Source organism: Roseateles agri (genome assembly GCF_034043675.1).
Classification (GTDB): Bacteria; Pseudomonadota; Gammaproteobacteria; order Burkholderiales; family Burkholderiaceae_C; genus KK5.
Genome location: NZ_JAXCLA010000003.1, coordinates 1 through 16,025 on the forward strand (window position 1 = coordinate 1; position 16,025 = coordinate 16,025).

Genomic DNA, 16,025 nt, shown 5'->3' on the forward strand with positions numbered 1-16,025 from the left:
CTCGTTGTTCTTCTTCATCGCTCGACGCCACTGCAGTCGCGGAGCCAGCGGAGATCCTAAGCAGGATGGTCGACGCGTCGATCGTCAGGGGTCAAGTCTTGCTTGACTCTTGGGGAAGCCCTTGTAGTTGAAGCTGAGCCGCGGACCGAGGCCTGCCGAAGGACATCGGCTCGAGCAACAGGTTAGCCATCACGAGGTAGGTCCAGCGTCAAAAGGCGTGACGCCGGTTTGTTCAAACCAGTTGTCCTCGGACGACATTGGCTCACCAGCTGTGGCGTTGTAATTGATCGTGATTTCTTCGTCTTGCCGGATGGCTACTGCGGCAACAAACACGAGATTCAGCCCATCCGGTGACGCTTTGTACCGGGAATTCGCGGGGTTAGCGTGGTTGTACATGCCGCCATAACCCAAGGCGACAGCACTCACGCCATTCATTCCGGCCAGGACTCCCCAATGAAAAACAACCTTCTGAAGTTCTTCAGGCAGAAGTGAGTACGATGTCTTGAGCTGCACGACCGGGCATACCTCGATTACGTCGCCCTCCGCGAGGGTGCACGACGCGAACACCCCACGTCCCTTTGCTGTGCCGGTGTCTCTGATATATCCGAGCGATGGCTTCAGATCCATTTGGACTTGATGACTAACGCCGAAATTCAGCGGGCGCCGAAGGCGTACGCTGGAATGCCCTGTTGGGCATCACTGTTCGTACCGCGGGCATGCGATGCGTTGCCGTAAATAGTTCACCCAGCGAAAGACTCTCATGCCACAGATCAGCGAAGCGCACTTGGTAGCGGCGCTCCACCTGTTTGGCCAGAGTCTCCAATTCAAGGGCATCTGGCGTCCAACGACTGGGATAGAGCGCACGGTAGATTGCAAGCAGCGAATCTCCAGGGGCGAAGTTCAGCCGCGAGGAAGAACGAAATGCAAACGCGTTGACGAAGACTTCCAGGAAATTCCGCAAATCTTGTTTGGACGCATCTGGGAAGGCTGTTCGCCACGCTGCGCCTTGGCAAGAGCGCGTGCCATACGGCGCTGGGGGCTGGGCACCAGATCGTAGTTCGCGGAACCAAGCGAGAAAACGCTCGAGTGCGGTTTTCATGATGCTCAACTAAAAATAGCCGTTTTATTCGGCCAGCGATAGTAGCCATCGACGTCGCCCAAATCAATCGACTCGATCCACTCCCCGCGAGGCGCATCCGCAAGTCGTTTTAGGCAAACCTAAAATTTTCCGGATGGATGAAGACGGTGCGCAACCGGCAGACGACGCGCGGAGTGGCGGCCGGCCTCCGCCGCGGTTGCTCGATCGGTTGCGCGAGCATCTGAGAACGAGGGCGCTACTCCGCACGGGGCGCCTACTACCGTTGGCTGAGCACCCGCATGGATAAGGGCAAGGCCTTCACGGCAGCGGCACACAAACTGGCTCGGCTGATCTACAGCTGGATGACACTGCGCCTCGACTAGTAATTCGCGTGTCTTGCGATGCCTAGCCCGACGAGCTGAGCCGCAGCGAGTTCTTCGGATCGCGGAACACCAGCGGGTGCTCAATCGGCGCGCCCATCTCGGCGCGCCGCACCGCCGCGGCCACCACCTCGTGCTGCGGGCTCTTCACGCAGACCGGATCGGCGGCGGCCGGGTCGTTCGCCAGCATGAAGGCCTGGCAGCGGCAGCCGCCGAGGTCCTGCTCGCGCTGGTCGCAGGAGGCGCAGGGCTCCTTCATCCAGCCGGTGCCGCGGTAGCGGTTGAAGCCCTCGGACTCGTACCAGATCTCGCGCAGCGGCATCTCGCGTACGTTCGGGAAGGCCAGGCCCGGCAGCATCTTGGCGGTGTGGCAGGGCAGCGCCGTGCCGTCGGGCGTGACGGTGAGGAACATCTTGCCCCAGCCGTTGACGCACTTCTTCGGCTTGCCCTCGTGATAGTCCGGCGCGACGAAGAAGATGCGCATCTTCTCGCCCAGGCGGGCGCGCCAGACCTCGGCCACCGCCTCGGCATGCTGCAGCTGCTCGCGCGTGGGCAGCAGCGCATCGCGGTTGTGCAGGGCCCAGGAGTAGTACTGCGTGTTCGCAAGCTCCAGGTACTCGGCGCCCAGCTCGGCCGCCATGCCGATGATCCGGTCGATGTGGTCGATGTTCATCCGGTGCAGCACGACGTTCATCACCATCGGCCAACCCTGGTCCTTGATCAACCGGGCCACGCGGTGCTTCAGCTCGAAGGTCTTGGTGTGCGAGAGGAAGTCGTTCATCTCGCGGGTCGAGTCCTGGAATGAGAGCTGCACGTGGTCGAGCCCCGCAGCCTTCAGCGCGCGAGCGCGCGCCTCGGTGAGGCCCACACCGCTGGTCAGCAGGTTCGTGTAGTAGCCGAGGCGGCGTGCCTCGGCCACGATCTCTTCCAGGTCGTCGCGCAGCAGCGGCTCGCCGCCGGACAGGCCGCACTGCACCGCGCCCATCTCGCGGCCCTGGCGCAGCACGCGCAGCCAGTCCTCGGTGCTCAGCTCCTGCGGCTGCTTGGCGAAATCGACCGGGTTGTAGCAAAACACGCAGTGCAAGGGGCAGCGGTAGGTCAGCTCCGCGAGCAGCCACAAGGGAGGACCGATGCTGTTGCTCACTGCGCAACCACCCAGCGCTGCTTCTGCGCGATCTCGATGAAGGAGCGCACCTCGGGCTCCAGGCCCTTGGCGTTGAAGGCCTGCTCCAGCTCGGCCACGATCGCCTCGATGCTGCGCTCGCCGTCGCAGCGCAGCAGGATCTGCGCGGCGCTGGGGTTCAGCTTCACCATGCCCTCCGGGTAGAGCAGTACGTGTGCGTCCTGCGCAGGCTCGAACTGCAGCCGGAAGCCGGGGCCGATACGCGGGTTCATGGATTGCTAACGCCGTACTTCAGCGCCATCGCATCGTTCATCGCCCAGAGGATGTCGAGCTTGAACTGCAGCACCTCCAGCGCCCGCTCCTGCTGCGCGCGGGTGGTGAAGTGATCGAGCGTGACGGCCAGGCCCTGCTCCACGTCGCGCCGCGCCTGGCTGACGCGGCTGCGGAAGTAGTGCAGGCCGCCGGGCTCGATCCAGCCGTAGTGCTCGGGCCAGGTGGCGAGGCGCTGCTTGTGGATCTCCGGCGCGAACAGTTCGGTCAGCGAGGAGCAGACCGCCTCCTGCCAGGGCGCGCGCCGCGCGAAGTTCACATAGGCATCGACGGCGAAGCGCAGCGCCGGGATCACGTGGCGCTGGTCCTGCACCTCCTCGCGCGTCAGGCCCACCGCATCGGCCAGGCGCAGCCAGGCCTCGATGCCGCCAGGATCGGTGATGCCGTTCAGCTCGAAGCCGTCATGGTCGAGGATGCGCTGCACCCAGCCGCGGCGCACGGCCGCATCGGGGCAGTTGGACATCACCGCCGCATCCTTGATCGGGATGGCGATCTGGTAGTAGAAACGGTTCGCCACCCAGCCGCGCACCTGCTCGGGCGTGGCGCGGCCGGTGTTGAGCATCACGTTGAACGGGTGGTGGATGTGATAGCTGCGCCCGCGCTCGCGCAGTTGCTGCTCGAACTCGATGCGGTTCCAGGGGGTGGCTGTCATGTGTTGATCCGCAGGCCGTCCTCGCAGACCTCGATGCCGGCGCGCGCCAAGGTGGCGCGCTCGGCCGAGTCTTCGTCGAGGATCGGGTTGGTGTTGTTGATGTGGATCAGCAGGCGCCGCGTGCGCGCAGGCAGCCGGCCCATCCACTCGATCATGCCGCCCGGGCCGGACTGCGGCAGGTGGCCGATGTCGCGGGCAGTCTTGGCGGAGAGGCCCAGGCGGGGCATCTCGTCGTCGGTCCAGAAGGTGCCGTCAACCAGCACCAGGTCGGCGCCGGCCATCGCATCGAAGACCGGCGGCGTGATCTCGCCCAGGCCGGGCGCGTAGAACACGGTGCTGCGGCCGTCGCGGATCAGCAGGCCGATGTTGTCACCCGGGATCGGCGCCTCGCGGCGCGGCGAATAGGGCGCCGGCTTGCTGGACAGCGGCAGCGCCTGCAGGCTCAGGCCAGCGATTTCGAAGCGCGTGCCGTCCAGCGGAATCGCCTGGCGCTGCACGCCGCAATAGTGCGCCAGCACGCGCAGGATCGGGTTGCCGGTGGACAGGTCCTCGGCCACCGGATCGGTGCACCACAGCGGCAACGGCGTGCCGCGCTCGCGCAGCATGAAGAGGCCGGTCGCGTGGTCCACCTGGCCGTCCATCAGCACGACGCCGGCGATCGCCGTGTCGCGGATCGAGCGGGCCGGCTGCAGCTCGGGCCGCGCGCGGATCTGCTCCAGGATGTCGGGCGAGGCATTGAAAAGCACGCCGTCCTCGCCTTCGTCCGGGCGGATGAAGATCGAGGACTGCGTGCGGGGCTTCGCGCGCACCGTGCCGGAACGGACACCGGCGCAGTTGCGGCAGTTGCAGTTCCACTGCGGAAAGCCGCCGCCGGCGGCCGAGCCGAGCACGGTGATGCGCATGCCGCCTTCAGCGAGCAGCCGAGTAGGCCGTGATCTCGAAGCCGAAGCGGAAGTCTTGGGCGGTCGGGGTGGTCCAGGTCATCGTGGTCTCCTTGTGAATGGATGAAGCGGGACGCTTCTGCATCCCGTAGACCATGCTCCCGCCGATCGGTGCGGCGGGCCAGCCGCGTCCCTTGATTCGCCCCTCATGAAAATCATGAATCACCCCGAGGGTCACCCCGATCCGATAGGCCAAGGCCCTGGCTACCATCGCTGACCATGACCCTGCGCAGCCGCATCAACCTGATCGTCGCCTCGCTGACCCTGCTCTTCGTGGCGGCGATCGTCGTGCTGCAGCTGCGCAGCATGCGCGAATCGGTGCACGAAGAGGTGGTGGCCGCGAACCTGGTGGCCACGCAGCTGCTGCAGCGCAACGCGATGCTCTACGGTGCCCAGGGCATCCCGGCGATCCTGGCCTACCTGCAGGGCGTCGGCCGCGTGCGCTCGAACGACATCGTGCTGTACGACGACCAGGGCAAGGTGCTCTACCGCTCGCCGCCCTCGCGCTACAAGGCCGGCCGCGATGCGCCCGACTGGTTCGATGCGCTGATCACGCCGCCGCCCTCGGTGCAGGCGATCGCCTTCCCCGGCGGGCGACTGGTGACGGAGACCAATGCCTCGCGCGCCGCCATCGATGCCTGGGACTACATGACGGTGCTGTGCGGCGGAGCGGCTGTGATGCTCGTCGTCGTCAATGCGCTGGTGTTCTGGCTGGTCGGCCGCACGGCGCGGCCCTTCGCACAGATCGCCGCCGCGCTGGACGAGGTGGAAGCCGGTCGGCTGGACGGCGCGCTGCCGCCGCTGCCCGGTACCGAGGCGCGAATGATCGGCGCAGCCTTCAACCGGATGGTGGCGCGCCTGCGGGCTAACCTCGAGACCGAGCGGCGTCTGGCCGACAACCGTGAACTGAACCGCTGGCTGGAGGCCGAGCTGGAACAGGAGCGCCGCCGCATCGCCCGCGAGCTGCACGACGAGCTGGGCCAGTCGGTCACGGCGATGCACAGCATGGCCGTCTCGATCACCCAGCGCACCCAGGGCGTCGACCCGCAGGCCGAGCAGGCGGCGCGGCTGATCGCCGACGAATCGGCGCGGCTCTACGAGGCGATGCACGGCATCGTGCCGCGGCTGGCGCCGCTGGTGCTGGACCGCCTGGGCCTGGCCGACGCGCTGGCCGACCTGGTCGAGCGCACACGCCGCAGCCAGCCGGCGCTGGCGATCGAGCTGGACATGCGCCTGGGCGAGGCCCCGCTGGACGGCGACACGGCGCTGGCGCTCTACCGTGGCGCGCAGGAGGCGGTGACGAACGCCCTGCGCCACGGCCAGGCGACGCACATCCGCATCGCACTGGATCGCGTCGGAGACACGGTGACGCTGACGGTCACCGACGACGGCCGCGGCCTGCCGGCTGAAGCCGCGCCGGCCGCCGGCCATCACGGGCTGCGCTGGCTGGCCGAGCGGGCGGAGGGCCTGGGCGGGCAAGTGAAGGTGAGCAACCGCGCAGGCGGCGGGGTGGAACTGCGGATGGAGCTCTCGGCGCGATGAGCAGCAACAAGGAGAGTCGCTTGCGTGTGATGCTCGTGGACGACCATGCGCTGGTGCGCATGGGTTTTCGGATGCTGCTGGCCAACCATCCGGAGATCGAGGTGGTGGCCGAAGCCGACACCGGCGAGCAGGCCTGCGCAGATTACCCGCGTGCGCAGCCGGACGTTGTCGTGATGGACCTCACCATGCCCGGCATGGGCGGGCTGGAGGCGGTGCGGCGGCTGCTCGCCCAGGATCCGAAGGCGCGCGTGCTGGCGCTGTCGGCTCACGAAGACACGGCCCATCCGCGCCGCGTGCTGCGGGCCGGCGCTTTAGGCTACCTCGCCAAGCGCAGCGCGCCGGAGGCTCTGCTGGAGGCCATCCGAGCGGTGGCCGCTCACAAGCCTTATGTGGATGCGCACACGGCGCAGGCGCTGGCTGTGGCGGACATCCAGGGCGGCAGCAGCAATCCGGCGGACGCGCTGAGCGAGCGCGAGTTCTCGGTCTTCCTGCAGCTGGCCCAAGGCCTCGGCGTGGCGCAGATCGCCGAGAACCTGAAGATCTCGCCGAGCACCGTCGGCACGCATCTGTTCCACGTCAAGCAGAAGCTGGGTGCCAGCAATCAGTCGGAGCTGACCTTGGTGGCGCTGCGCTGGGGCCTGATCGATGCGGCCTGATCAGCAGGTAGCGGTCTTGGTGTCGCAGACGGCCCGGGCCAGCTGCGTGCCGTCCTGGCTGCGGCGGCCTTCGACGATCACCGTCGGCAGCGTCTGCACACGGCGGCCTTCGACTACCACGCGCTCCAGCTTGACCACCTGCGGCCGGGCGGCCGGCGCTTCGGGTGCGGCCTCCAGCACGAGGCTGGCGGCAGCGCCGGCGACGGCGATCAGGGTGGTGGCGAAGAGGGCGGTGGTGTTCATGGTGGCTTCCTCGTGTTCGGCGGGCGTCTGGGCTCGGTGCCTCGTTGTTCAGTGAGTGCAGTTTCGGCGTTAGGCCCTGCACTCACCACGCCCGAGCGACGGATCGCCGCGGCGGCGGGATGAGCCGCCGCGGGCCGCGATGAACAGCGTTCAGTTGCCGTCGCGGAAGAAGCGGATGCGCTCCTCGTCGGCCGGGTGGCTGGCGATCGCGATCGGCAGGCGCAGGCCCTGCCTGGCATCGCGCGCCTTGGCGACGCGTTCGAAGAACAGCGCCATCACCTCGGGCCGGATGCCGGCCCCCTGCATCAGCCGGCGCGAGTAGGCATCCGCCTCGCGTTCGAAGTCGCGCGAGTACGCGGCCTGCGACAGTACGGCCGGCACGCCGGCTAGCAGGGTCGAGAAATCGCCGACGACGAGGCCGGCCACCGCCGCCACCAGGCCCGCCTGCACCACCAGCCGCATGCCGTGGCGGCGCTGCACATGGCCCAGCTCGTGGCCGAGCACGCCGACCAGCGCATCCGGGCTGTCGGCCAGCAGCTCGGCCAGCGAATCGGTCAGCACGATGTCGCCACCGGGCAGGGCGAAGGCATTCGGGCCCAGCAGCTTGTCGCCGTCGCGCAGGTGCAGGCGCCATGCGGGCTGCGGCCCGGTGAGCGGCAGCGCCCGCTGCGCCGCGGCGGCGAAGTTCTGCTCGATCTGCACACGGCGCGCCGCATCGAGCCGGCTGGGCTTCAGCAGCTCCTGCTCGTCCAGGTACTGCAGGGTCTGCTCGCCGACGACCCGCTCCGCGCCCGGCGGCAGCATCGCGACGACGCCCTGCGCCGCCAGCGGCGCGCCCCAGCGCCAACCGGCCGCGAGCAGCGCCACCAGCAAGAGCAGCGAAACGCCGACGTACCGCCAGCTCTGCATCCAGCGCACGGTCGGCGATTCGGTGAGGCCCGCGGCGGCAGCCCAGGCATCCCAGGCCGCGGCATCGCTGGTGCTCAGCACGCCGCCGTCCGGCAGCAATACCTGGCGCTGGCCATGGCGCTGACGCTCCGGCCAGTGGACGCTGCGCATCGCATAACGCCGCAGTTCATCTGACTGCGGCTGCACCAGCAGTTCGCGCCGCGCGAGGTCCAGCCGGATCGAGGCGCCGCGCTCGCGCGCGCTGCGCCCGTCGAAGTAGCTGAGCTGCAGCTCGGGACTGTTCATAGACCGAGGTCGATGCCGAAGAAGTCGCCGGCCGCATCGCCGCTGGCGTCCTGCTCGTTCGCGCCGCGCTGGGCGACCCAGGTCTCGACTTCGCCGTCCAGCGCCAGACTCATCGATTCGAGCCGCAGCCGCGCCGTCTTCACCGCCGCGAACGGCCGGTACAGGCCCAGCGTGACGGCAGTGAGCAGCCAGTTCACGACCGTCAGGCCGGCCAGCGCGCGCACGCTCAGGTGGCTCTCGAAGCGCAGCGCCTGGCTGGCCGTGCCGGACCAGATCAGGTTCTGCGTGCGCGCCGTGAACCAGGGGCCGATGGCTGCCAGCCCCAGCAGGTAGACGATCGCGAAGATGATCGCCAGCCAGATGGTGGTTGCCTGGGTCAGGCCCCCCGACGGTCGTCCGAGCCCCACGACGGCCGCCATGATGGCGGCCAGCACGCCCATCAGCACCATCAGCAGCACGTACAAGCCGATGCCCTTGAAGCACAGCGCGTAGAAGCGGCCGTTGGGCACGTCCAGCCGGGTGCACTGGTCCGCGCAGGCATAGCCGCCGTGCTGGTAGCGCTTGATCAGCGCGAAGCCCAGCGGGTAGAACACCAGCATCGACAGCAGCCCGAGGCCCGCGATCGCGGCGAACTGGCCAGCGCCGACCAGCGCTTCCTCCGGATGCTGGGGATCGAGCAGCCACTGCGGCAGCATCAGCAGCAGCGCCGGCAGATAGATCGGCAGCAGCGCCCTGTAGGCACCGGGCAGATCGCCGCGGAAGGCGAAGCGCAGGCCGCGCCAGCTGGTATTGCCCAGGCGAAAGCGCAGGCTGGAGCGCCACAGCGCCGGCCACATCGCCGCCAGCAGACAGAAGGCCACCAGGCCCGCCATGCGCGAGACATGCCCCGCCAGCGCATAGGCACCGGCCAGCACGGCCAGCAACAGGAAGCCGCGGAACATGCGCCACGGGTCGCCGTGGAAGGCCAGCGCGTGGCCGTCGACGACCGTGTTGCCGCAGAAGTAGCGCAGGCGCCGTGCCTTGGCGAAGGGCAGGTAGAGGCCGATCGTGACAAGGATCAGCAGCAGGTTGACGATCCAGATGCGGAAATACTCGCTGCCGGAGCCGGTGAACTCGACGCGCAGCGCGCGACTCGGTGCGAGGCTGACGGGGACGCCGTCCATCGTGGGTTCGGTCATTGGCAAACACTCCCTGGTTGTGGTGGCCGGGAGTCTCCCTAGAGCGTCGCGGACCGGCAATGGTGGTTTTGGGGATATCCGCTGAGTTTCGGGGTTAGCGAATCGGTGCAAGTCCGCTTGCCGGAGCAGCGGCATGGCGCTCCACTCCCGGGCGGGGATACGACATACAAAAAGGGAGAGGAACCACCATGTCATCGAACCGACTGGATACCCAGCTACAAGGCATCACCGACCTGACGCTGCTGACGCCGATCCGGCCCGGCTTCGTCGAGGCCTTCGAGACCATCACCTACGTGGCCCGGCTGCGCACCGTGCTGAAGACCTTGAACGGCCTGCGCCTGGCCGCGCGCGAATCGACGCTGCCGGCCTCGCCGTACACCGATGTCGTCAGCCGCTACCGCATCGTCCATTCGTTCCGCTGGGCCATCGTGGACCCGGCGCCGGGCAGCGGCGAGCCGCACAAGCTGCTGCTGAACGTCTGCTTCGACGGCGGCTGGGAGCCCTATATGCGCGTGATCTGGCGCGACCTGGGCAGCCTGCTGGACATCATCCTGTGCCACTGCAGCAGCTACACGCTGTCGGTGACGACCTCGTTCGAGCGCTACGCCCAGTGGGTGCGCGACAACGAGATTCCGCCGGGCTTCCTGTTCATCGAGTCGGGCCGCTCGGTCAGCGACCACGAATACCTGGCGCGGCAGGAACTGCTGGAACGCAGCGGCCAGGATGGCGTGGCGGCAACGCGCTTGCACACCGATCCGCCCGGCTTCAGTGCCGCGCTGCCGCAGCCCGCCGACCAGCGTCTGGCGATGGCGATCCGCGGCCTGCCGGGCCTCTCGGCGCTGTACCTGCTGGCGCGCTACTTCGGTGACGATGCGCCCGACGGCGCCTGCCTGCTGCGCGCCACCCGCGACATCTTCTTCGAGCTGCTCGCGCTGGACACCCGCGCGCTGTTCCCCGAGGGCTCGCCGTTCCGCGATCAGTACTACGCGCAGCTCGGCTGGCTGGAGACGGTGCCACCGCTGCCGGACATCCGCCCGCGCGAGCTGGCCTACCGCCCGGCCGAGATCCAGGGCGGCATGCTGACCGGCTACACGAACCTCAGCAGCGGCGCGCTGGTGCTGCTGCATGTGGAGGACGCCGCCAAGGCGCGCGACTGGCTCGCCGCCTTCCGGCCCAGCACCGAGCACGACGGGCAGCATCACCGTCATGAACCGGATGGTTACTACCGCAACATCGCGCTGAGCCTGTCGGGCCTCGTCGCGCTGGGCGCCGGCGATGCCGTGCTGGCGCGCTTCCCGCAGCCCTTCCGCGAGGGCATGGAGCAGCGCGCCGGCACCTTGGGCGACCTGCGCCACAACCACCCCAAGTACTGGAAGACGCCACGGCGCAACTGGCCCGCGGGCGACGCGGGGCCGATCGACATGGCCAGCGTCCACCTGCTGCTGCAGCTGCGCCAGGCCGACCCGGACGCGCAGCCGCTGCCGGAGGTGATCGCGGCGATCCTCGGCGCGGACAGTGGGCTCACCGTGCTGTCCGTGGAGGCGATGCGGCGCAATGCGCTGCCCAGCCACGAGGGCCGCGGCGGGCCGGTGGTGCGCGAACACTTCGGCTTCGTCGACGGCATCAGCCAACCCGGCGTCGATGCGAGACCCGGCGACACCTGGTCCGACCGCGTACCGCGCGGCGAACTGCTGCTCGGCTACCCGACCAGCCGCGACCGGCATGCGGTGCCCGAGCAGGCCGACGCGCTGCTGGACAACGGCACCTTCATGGTCGTGCGCAAGCTGCGCCAGCATGTGGACCGGCTCAACGTGCAGCTCGACTCCCAGGCCGCAGTGCTGGGGCTGCCGAAGCCGCTGCTGCTGGAGAAGCTGATGGGCCGCAGCTTGGGCGGCGTGCCGTCCGCGCACCCGGGCGAGTCACGTGGCAACGACTTCGACTACCGCGGCGATGCTGATGGCAGCCGCTGCCCCTTCCACGCCCACATCCGCCGCGCCAACCCGCGCGACCGCCTGCCCGACGGCAGCGCCCAGGCGCCGACGACGCCGCGCCTGCTGCGCCGCGGCATGTCCTACGGCGCGGCCTTCGACCCGCATGCAACCGAGCCGGCCGAGAAGGGGCTGTATTTCATCGCCTACAACGCCAACATCGCCGAGCAGTTCGAGACGATCCAGCGCTGGCTCGCCGGCGGCAACGGCAGTGGTGGCTACAGCGGCCAGCCGGACGCGCTGATGGGCGTGGCCGAGCCGGGCAAGCCGCGGCTCTATCGCGTGGAGATCGACGGCCGGGCCGTCACGATCGACCTGGGCGACCAGCCCTTCGTCGAGCTGCAATGGGGCGCCTACTACTTCGTGCCCTCGCCCGCGGCGCTGAAGAACATCGCCACGCTGCTGGCACCGCAGCCCACCCCCGCCCCGCGCTTCAAGGCGCCGCCCGTCGACGATTTCGCCGGCTGGCAGCTCGCGCTGGAGGACACGGCCACCCGTGACCTCGCCTGGGCCCATGTGCGCGCCCAGCCGGGCGGCGCGCTGCGAACCGCCTACGGCGTGCTGGTGGGCGACGCGAAGCTGGTAATGCAGGTGCTGCGCAACGCGCCGGACCGCTACTCGGTGCGCGGCTACGGTGAGCGGATGCTGGATTCGGTCGGCCTGGGCTACCTGGGCCTCGACGCCGACACCGGCCACACCGAACAGGCGCCGCTGGTGAACGCGGCGATCGAGGCGATCGGCGAGCAGGAGGCCTTCGAGCGCGCCTACATCCATGCCAAGGCTTTCCTGGCGCCGCTGCGCGCGACTGCGGCGAAGCTGCAGCTGGCCGAGGCCACGCTGGACCTGGAGCAGCTCTCGCTGCGGGTGCTGGCCGCGCTGTGCACCGACTGGTTCGGCCTGCCCGACGGCCTGCACATGTGGGGCACCGAGTTCCATCCGGCCAGCGAAGCGCAGGCGCCGCGCTGCCCGCGCGATTTCGTCGCCGTATCGCGCCACGTGTTCGGCCCGCATCCGTCGCCGACGGTGGACCGCAGCGGCCGGGCGGCCGGCGTCGCGCTGCAGAAGTCCGTCAAGGACTGGCTGGCCACGGTCCCGGACCTGGGCCAGTTGGACATCGTGCGCCGCACGCTGGAGGCCGTGGCGCCGCTGAAGGCGCAGGGCGACGCGACGATCGAGGAACGCACGCTGGCCGGCATCATGCTCGGCTTCCCGCCGACCGTGCATGGCAATCTGCTGACCGCGCTGGGCGGCTGGGCCGCGAGCAAGGCGCTGTGGGACCTGCAGCTACAGTGGCCGAGCTGGACGCCCAGCCCGGATCCGAAGACCAGTGCCGATGCGGCACAGGATGCCGCACCCGCGGCCTACGCGCGCGCCACGCAGACCCTGCGCGCGCCACTCTTGAAGATGATGATGCGCTCGCCGGTGCCCGCTCAGATCTGGCGTTATGCCAAGGGCGTGCCGCACAAGCTCGGCGAGGTGAGCGTGATGGAGAACGACCTGCTGGTCGTCGGCATCGCCTCGGCGGCGGCGCAGGCCGGCTGCAGCCATTTCGTGCCCTTCGGCGGCGACCGCAACGACGCCGTCAAGCCCGCGCCGCTGCACGCCTGCCCGGGCTACGCGATGGCGATGGGCGTGATGATGGGCGTGGTCGCCGCGGTGCTGGAGGCGGGCACCTTGCGCGCCTCGCCGATACCGACGGTGCTGACCCTGCCCGTACTGCCCGGCGAAGGAGCCTAGGCTTTCGCGCGCAGCTCGCGCGCCTTCGCCAGGTGCCAGGCCATGTCGAGCTGCTCGAAGCGGCCCTCGGCGGCATCGAGCCAGCGCGTGGCGGCCTGGCCACGGGCGATGGCGATCTCGGCCTCGCAGAGATCGGTAAGGGCCAGGTCGTGCCCGGCGCCGCGGCGCTGCGCGGCCGCGCGGGCCAGGGCCAGGTAGCGGGCGGAGATCGAGGCTTCGTGCGGCAGCGCCAATCGGGCGGCGGCACGGCAAGCCATGGCGACGCCGAACCAGTCGTCGTGCCGGCGGCCGCGGCGCAGCGCCTGCGCGACGTGGCGGCGCGCCGCCATCGGGCGCTCGTGGGCCTCCAGCACCTCGGCCAGCCAGCCGTGGTTCAGCGAGCTGAACAGGCCACCGCCGCGCGGCGCGAGCCAGGTGGTGGCGTCCTGCAGTTTCAGCAGTGCTTCCGGGTCCAGCTGCGCCATCCAGGCGCCGTAGGCACCGGCGGCGTGGCCCATCGAGAAGGTGAACAGGCTGCGCACCAGGCCGCCGATGCGGTGGGCCTCGGCTGCGGCGGCCTGTGCCTCGGTCCAGCGGCCTTGCCACAGGTAGACGGCGGCGCGCCAGCCCTGCACCGAGGCTTCCACCGCGTGGTTGCTGCCGCGGATCAGCGACATGGCCTCGTCGAATTCCACCTGCGCATCGGCGAAGCGGCCCTGGTCGCCGAGCACCTGCGCGCGACAGGCCAGCGAGTAGGCCAGGCCCACGGCCAGCCGGCCCGGCCGGCGCGCCTGCTCGCGCTGCACGAGGATGGCCTCGTCCAGCAGGGTCAGCGCCGGCGCGTAGTCGGCCGCGGCGGCGCGCAGCTGGCCCAAGGTGCCGCGCAGTTGCGCGACCAGGCCGGCGTCGGCGATGCGCTCGGCCGCGGCCAGGCCGCGCTCGCAATGGGGCAGCCCGTCGCGCGCCTCGCCAAGTGCGTAGCTGACGTAGCCGAGCCAGTATTCGGCGCGGGCGATCAGCGCCGCGTCCTCGCTGCCGCGCGCCAGCTCGGCGGCGTGCTGCAGCACGCGCAGGTCGGCACGCGAAGCGTCGAACACGCAGGCCATGCCGAAGCGGTAGGCCACGCTGATCCAGCGCAGCCGGTAGTGGTCGTCGCCGGCCAGGTGCTCCAACGCGGCCAGGGCCGCGCGGTACTGCTTCTTGGCCCGGTCCAGCGAGGGCACGGCCAGCGCTTGGTCGCCGGCCTGCTGGGCGTGCTCGAAGGCGTTGGCCCAGTCGCCGGCGGCACCGTCGTGGTAGGCCAGCAGCTCGTGCGCGGCGACCTGGGCCTCGTTGGCCCGTAGCTCGGCGGCGATGCGGCGGTGCATCTGCTGGCGCTCGTGCAGGCCGATCGCCTCGTAGACGATGTCGCGCGTGATGCCGTGCTTGAAGCGCAGGTGGCCGGCGCGCTGGTCGGGGAAGACGAAGTCCTGCTCGGCCAGCGCCAGAACGGCCGGGTCGTCCGCGCCGCGGCCGGTGAGGCGCTGCAAGAGCCAGGCGGGGATCACGTTGCCGATGACGGCGGCGGCGCGCAGCACGGCCTTGTGCTCCGCATCGAGCCGCGACATGCGCGATTCGACCAGCGCGCTGAGCCAGGCATTGCCCGGCTGCTGGGTCTCGTTCGAGCGGCGCGGCGTGGCGGCGCTGCCGCTGGCCTCGTTGGCCAGCGCGTGGCACAGCTCCTCGATGAACAGCGCGTTGCCGCCCGCGTGCCGCTGGACCTCGACGGCAACGAAGGGATCGGTGCGCGGCAGCAGCTGCTGCACGGCCTGGGTCGCCTCCTCGTCGCTGAACGGATGCAGCTCCAGCACGGCGGCTTCGCTGTCGCTCGCCACCGGGATCACGTCGCCGGGCGCGCGCGGACGCGTGGCGGTCAGCAGCATCAGCGGCAAGGCCCGCTGCTGGGCCAGGGCCATCAGGCGGTGCAGCAGCTGCAGGGTGGCGTCGTCGGCCCATTGCAGGTCGTCGATGAACAGCAGCTGAGGCACCTTCAGCGCCTGCGCGGCCAGCACCTCCAGCAGCGCCTGCAGCCGTGCCTTCGGCGGCAGCTCGCTGGCTTGGCGCACCTCGGGCATGTCGGTCAGCGCGGCCAGCATCTGCAGGAAGGGCTGCAGCGGCTCGGCGCTGAGGTAGGCCTCGCAATAGCCGCGGTGCACCTGGCACTGGCGGCCGGCGGCGCGGCGCAGGAATTCCTCGGTCAGCCGCGTCTTGCCGACGCCGGCGCCGGCGCGCAGGCTGAGCCAGTGCGGGCGGGCTGCCAGCGCCTCGTCGAGTGCGGCGTCAAGCCGGGCGAGTTCGCGTTCGCGGCCGATAAAGGGGGTCAGGCCGCGCTGCACGCTGGCCTCGAAGCGCCGGCCGATCGCCGCGCGCCCGGTCACGGCGAAGGCCGCGAGCGGCGCTGCCCGGCCGCGCAGCTGCAGGCTCTGGCGCTCGCTCATGCTGAAGAAATGGCCGTGCAGGCCCAGCGTCTCCTCGCTGACGAGGATCTCGCCGGCCCGCGCCGCATCGGACAGGCGCGCAGCGATGTTCGGCGCGTTGCCCAGCAGCTCGAAGCGGCCGCGCACCTCGTCGCCCTCATGCATCAGCACCAGCCCGGCATGGATGCCGGAATGGAGGTTCAGCGATTGCATCCAGCCTGCGGGCGGGCGCATCCGGCGCACGGCCTCGTGCAGCTCCAGCGCCGATTCGACGGCCCGGCGGCCGTCATCCTCGCGTGCCTCGGGGTGGCCGAAGATGGCCAGCATGCCGTCGCCCTGGATGCGGATCACCTGGCCGCCGTGCTTGGGGACCACCTGGTGATACAGCGCGCGCAACTCGGCCAGCATCAACGCGTAATGCTCGGCCTCGACCGACTCGGCGAGCCGCGTCGACTCCGAGAGATCGGCAAACAGGATTGCCAGATTGCGTCGCTGCCCCAACCCTGCGTACGCCGGTGCCTGTTCGGACACGTCGGTCATGTACTGCT

The 16,025-nt window shown here is 69.7% G+C and carries 14 protein-coding genes; 3 read left to right on the forward strand and 11 right to left on the reverse strand.

What is annotated here, in order from left to right; genetic code table 11:
* Nucleotides 1–189 precede the first annotated feature (189 nt).
* The 7 genes from SNE35_RS08115 to pqqA form a co-directional block, all read right to left on the reverse strand.
* Nucleotides 190–627: an SET domain-containing protein-lysine N-methyltransferase gene (locus tag SNE35_RS08115; RefSeq protein WP_320422389.1), complete on the reverse strand. Its 438-nt coding sequence runs from the start codon at nt 625–627 to the stop codon at nt 190–192.
* A 13-nt stretch (nt 628–640) separates the two neighbouring features.
* Nucleotides 641–1,099, reverse strand: a complete 459-nt coding sequence (locus SNE35_RS08120) for a hypothetical protein (RefSeq protein ID WP_320422390.1) — start codon at nt 1,097–1,099, stop codon at nt 641–643.
* Nucleotides 1,100–1,483: 384 nt separating this feature from the next.
* Nucleotides 1,484–2,602: a pyrroloquinoline quinone biosynthesis protein PqqE gene (gene pqqE, locus SNE35_RS08125; RefSeq protein ID WP_320422391.1), complete on the reverse strand. Its 1,119-nt coding sequence runs from the start codon at nt 2,600–2,602 to the stop codon at nt 1,484–1,486.
* Nucleotides 2,599–2,853: a pyrroloquinoline quinone biosynthesis peptide chaperone PqqD gene (gene pqqD / locus SNE35_RS08130; protein WP_320422392.1), complete on the reverse strand. Its 255-nt coding sequence runs from the start codon at nt 2,851–2,853 to the stop codon at nt 2,599–2,601. Before pqqD ends, pqqE begins: the two co-directional genes overlap by 4 nt.
* Complete coding sequence (gene pqqC / locus SNE35_RS08135; RefSeq protein WP_320422393.1) at nt 2,850–3,563, reverse strand: pyrroloquinoline-quinone synthase PqqC; 714 nt, start codon at nt 3,561–3,563, stop codon at nt 2,850–2,852. The genes pqqD and pqqC overlap by 4 nt, the downstream gene beginning before the upstream one ends.
* Nucleotides 3,560–4,465: a pyrroloquinoline quinone biosynthesis protein PqqB gene (gene pqqB / locus SNE35_RS08140; protein ID WP_320422394.1), complete on the reverse strand. Its 906-nt coding sequence runs from the start codon at nt 4,463–4,465 to the stop codon at nt 3,560–3,562. Before pqqB ends, pqqC begins: the two co-directional genes overlap by 4 nt.
* 7 nt (nt 4,466–4,472) lie before the next feature.
* Nucleotides 4,473–4,700, reverse strand: coding sequence for a pyrroloquinoline quinone precursor peptide PqqA (gene pqqA, locus SNE35_RS08145; protein WP_320422395.1), 228 nt, complete (start codon nt 4,698–4,700; stop codon nt 4,473–4,475).
* A 23-nt stretch (nt 4,701–4,723) separates the two neighbouring features.
* On the opposite strand from pqqA, the gene SNE35_RS08150 reads away from it, so the two are divergent.
* Both SNE35_RS08150 and SNE35_RS08155 read left to right on the forward strand, forming a co-directional pair.
* A complete protein-coding gene (locus SNE35_RS08150; RefSeq protein ID WP_320422396.1) occupies nt 4,724–6,046 on the forward strand; it encodes an ATP-binding protein in 1,323 nt (440 codons plus the stop codon).
* Nucleotides 6,043–6,702: a response regulator transcription factor gene (locus SNE35_RS08155; RefSeq protein ID WP_320422397.1), complete on the forward strand. Its 660-nt coding sequence runs from the start codon at nt 6,043–6,045 to the stop codon at nt 6,700–6,702. The genes SNE35_RS08150 and SNE35_RS08155 overlap by 4 nt, the downstream gene beginning before the upstream one ends.
* Here SNE35_RS08155 and SNE35_RS08160 read toward each other — a convergent pair whose 3' ends face one another.
* From SNE35_RS08160 to SNE35_RS08170, 3 genes are all read right to left on the reverse strand, one after another.
* Complete coding sequence (locus SNE35_RS08160) at nt 6,703–6,945, reverse strand: hypothetical protein (RefSeq protein ID WP_320422398.1); 243 nt, start codon at nt 6,943–6,945, stop codon at nt 6,703–6,705.
* Between the two features lie 150 nt (nt 6,946–7,095).
* Entirely contained in the window at nt 7,096–8,139 is a 1,044-nt protein-coding gene (locus SNE35_RS08165) for a M48 family metallopeptidase (protein WP_320422399.1), read from the reverse strand.
* On the reverse strand, nt 8,136–9,317 hold the full coding sequence (locus tag SNE35_RS08170) for a YjgN family protein (protein WP_320422400.1): 1,182 nt from the start codon (nt 9,315–9,317) through the stop codon (nt 8,136–8,138). Before SNE35_RS08170 ends, SNE35_RS08165 begins: the two co-directional genes overlap by 4 nt.
* Before the next feature lie 188 nt (nt 9,318–9,505).
* Here SNE35_RS08170 and SNE35_RS08175 point away from each other — a divergent pair, with 188 nt between their 5' ends.
* On the forward strand, nt 9,506–13,042 hold the full coding sequence (locus SNE35_RS08175) for a Dyp-type peroxidase (protein ID WP_320422401.1): 3,537 nt from the start codon (nt 9,506–9,508) through the stop codon (nt 13,040–13,042).
* On the opposite strand, the gene SNE35_RS08180 is transcribed toward SNE35_RS08175, so the two are convergent.
* Nucleotides 13,039–16,017, reverse strand: coding sequence for an AAA family ATPase (locus SNE35_RS08180; RefSeq protein ID WP_320422402.1), 2,979 nt, complete (start codon nt 16,015–16,017; stop codon nt 13,039–13,041). The two genes, SNE35_RS08175 and SNE35_RS08180, sit on opposite strands and share 4 nt — an antisense overlap.
* Between the last annotated feature and the right edge of the window lie 8 nt (nt 16,018–16,025).

What these genes read in the sequence shown, in the direction of transcription:
- SNE35_RS08115 (WP_320422389.1), bottom strand. Translation starts at nt 627, where the DNA reads ATGGATCTGAAGCCATCGCTCGGATATATCAGAGACACCGGCACAGCA.
- SNE35_RS08120 (WP_320422390.1), bottom strand. Translation starts at nt 1,099, where the DNA reads ATGAAAACCGCACTCGAGCGTTTTCTCGCTTGGTTCCGCGAACTACGA.
- pqqD (WP_320422392.1), bottom strand. Translation starts at nt 2,853, where the DNA reads ATGAACCCGCGTATCGGCCCCGGCTTCCGGCTGCAGTTCGAGCCTGCG.
- pqqC (WP_320422393.1), bottom strand. Translation starts at nt 3,563, where the DNA reads ATGACAGCCACCCCCTGGAACCGCATCGAGTTCGAGCAGCAACTGCGC.
- pqqB (WP_320422394.1), bottom strand. Translation starts at nt 4,465, where the DNA reads ATGCGCATCACCGTGCTCGGCTCGGCCGCCGGCGGCGGCTTTCCGCAG.
- SNE35_RS08150 (WP_320422396.1), top strand. Translation starts at nt 4,724, where the DNA reads ATGACCCTGCGCAGCCGCATCAACCTGATCGTCGCCTCGCTGACCCTG.
- SNE35_RS08155 (WP_320422397.1), top strand. Translation starts at nt 6,043, where the DNA reads ATGAGCAGCAACAAGGAGAGTCGCTTGCGTGTGATGCTCGTGGACGAC.
- SNE35_RS08160 (WP_320422398.1), bottom strand. Translation starts at nt 6,945, where the DNA reads ATGAACACCACCGCCCTCTTCGCCACCACCCTGATCGCCGTCGCCGGC.
- SNE35_RS08165 (WP_320422399.1), bottom strand. Translation starts at nt 8,139, where the DNA reads ATGAACAGTCCCGAGCTGCAGCTCAGCTACTTCGACGGGCGCAGCGCG.
- SNE35_RS08170 (WP_320422400.1), bottom strand. Translation starts at nt 9,317, where the DNA reads ATGACCGAACCCACGATGGACGGCGTCCCCGTCAGCCTCGCACCGAGT.
- SNE35_RS08175 (WP_320422401.1), top strand. Translation starts at nt 9,506, where the DNA reads ATGTCATCGAACCGACTGGATACCCAGCTACAAGGCATCACCGACCTG.
- SNE35_RS08180 (WP_320422402.1), bottom strand. Translation starts at nt 16,017, where the DNA reads ATGACCGACGTGTCCGAACAGGCACCGGCGTACGCAGGGTTGGGGCAG.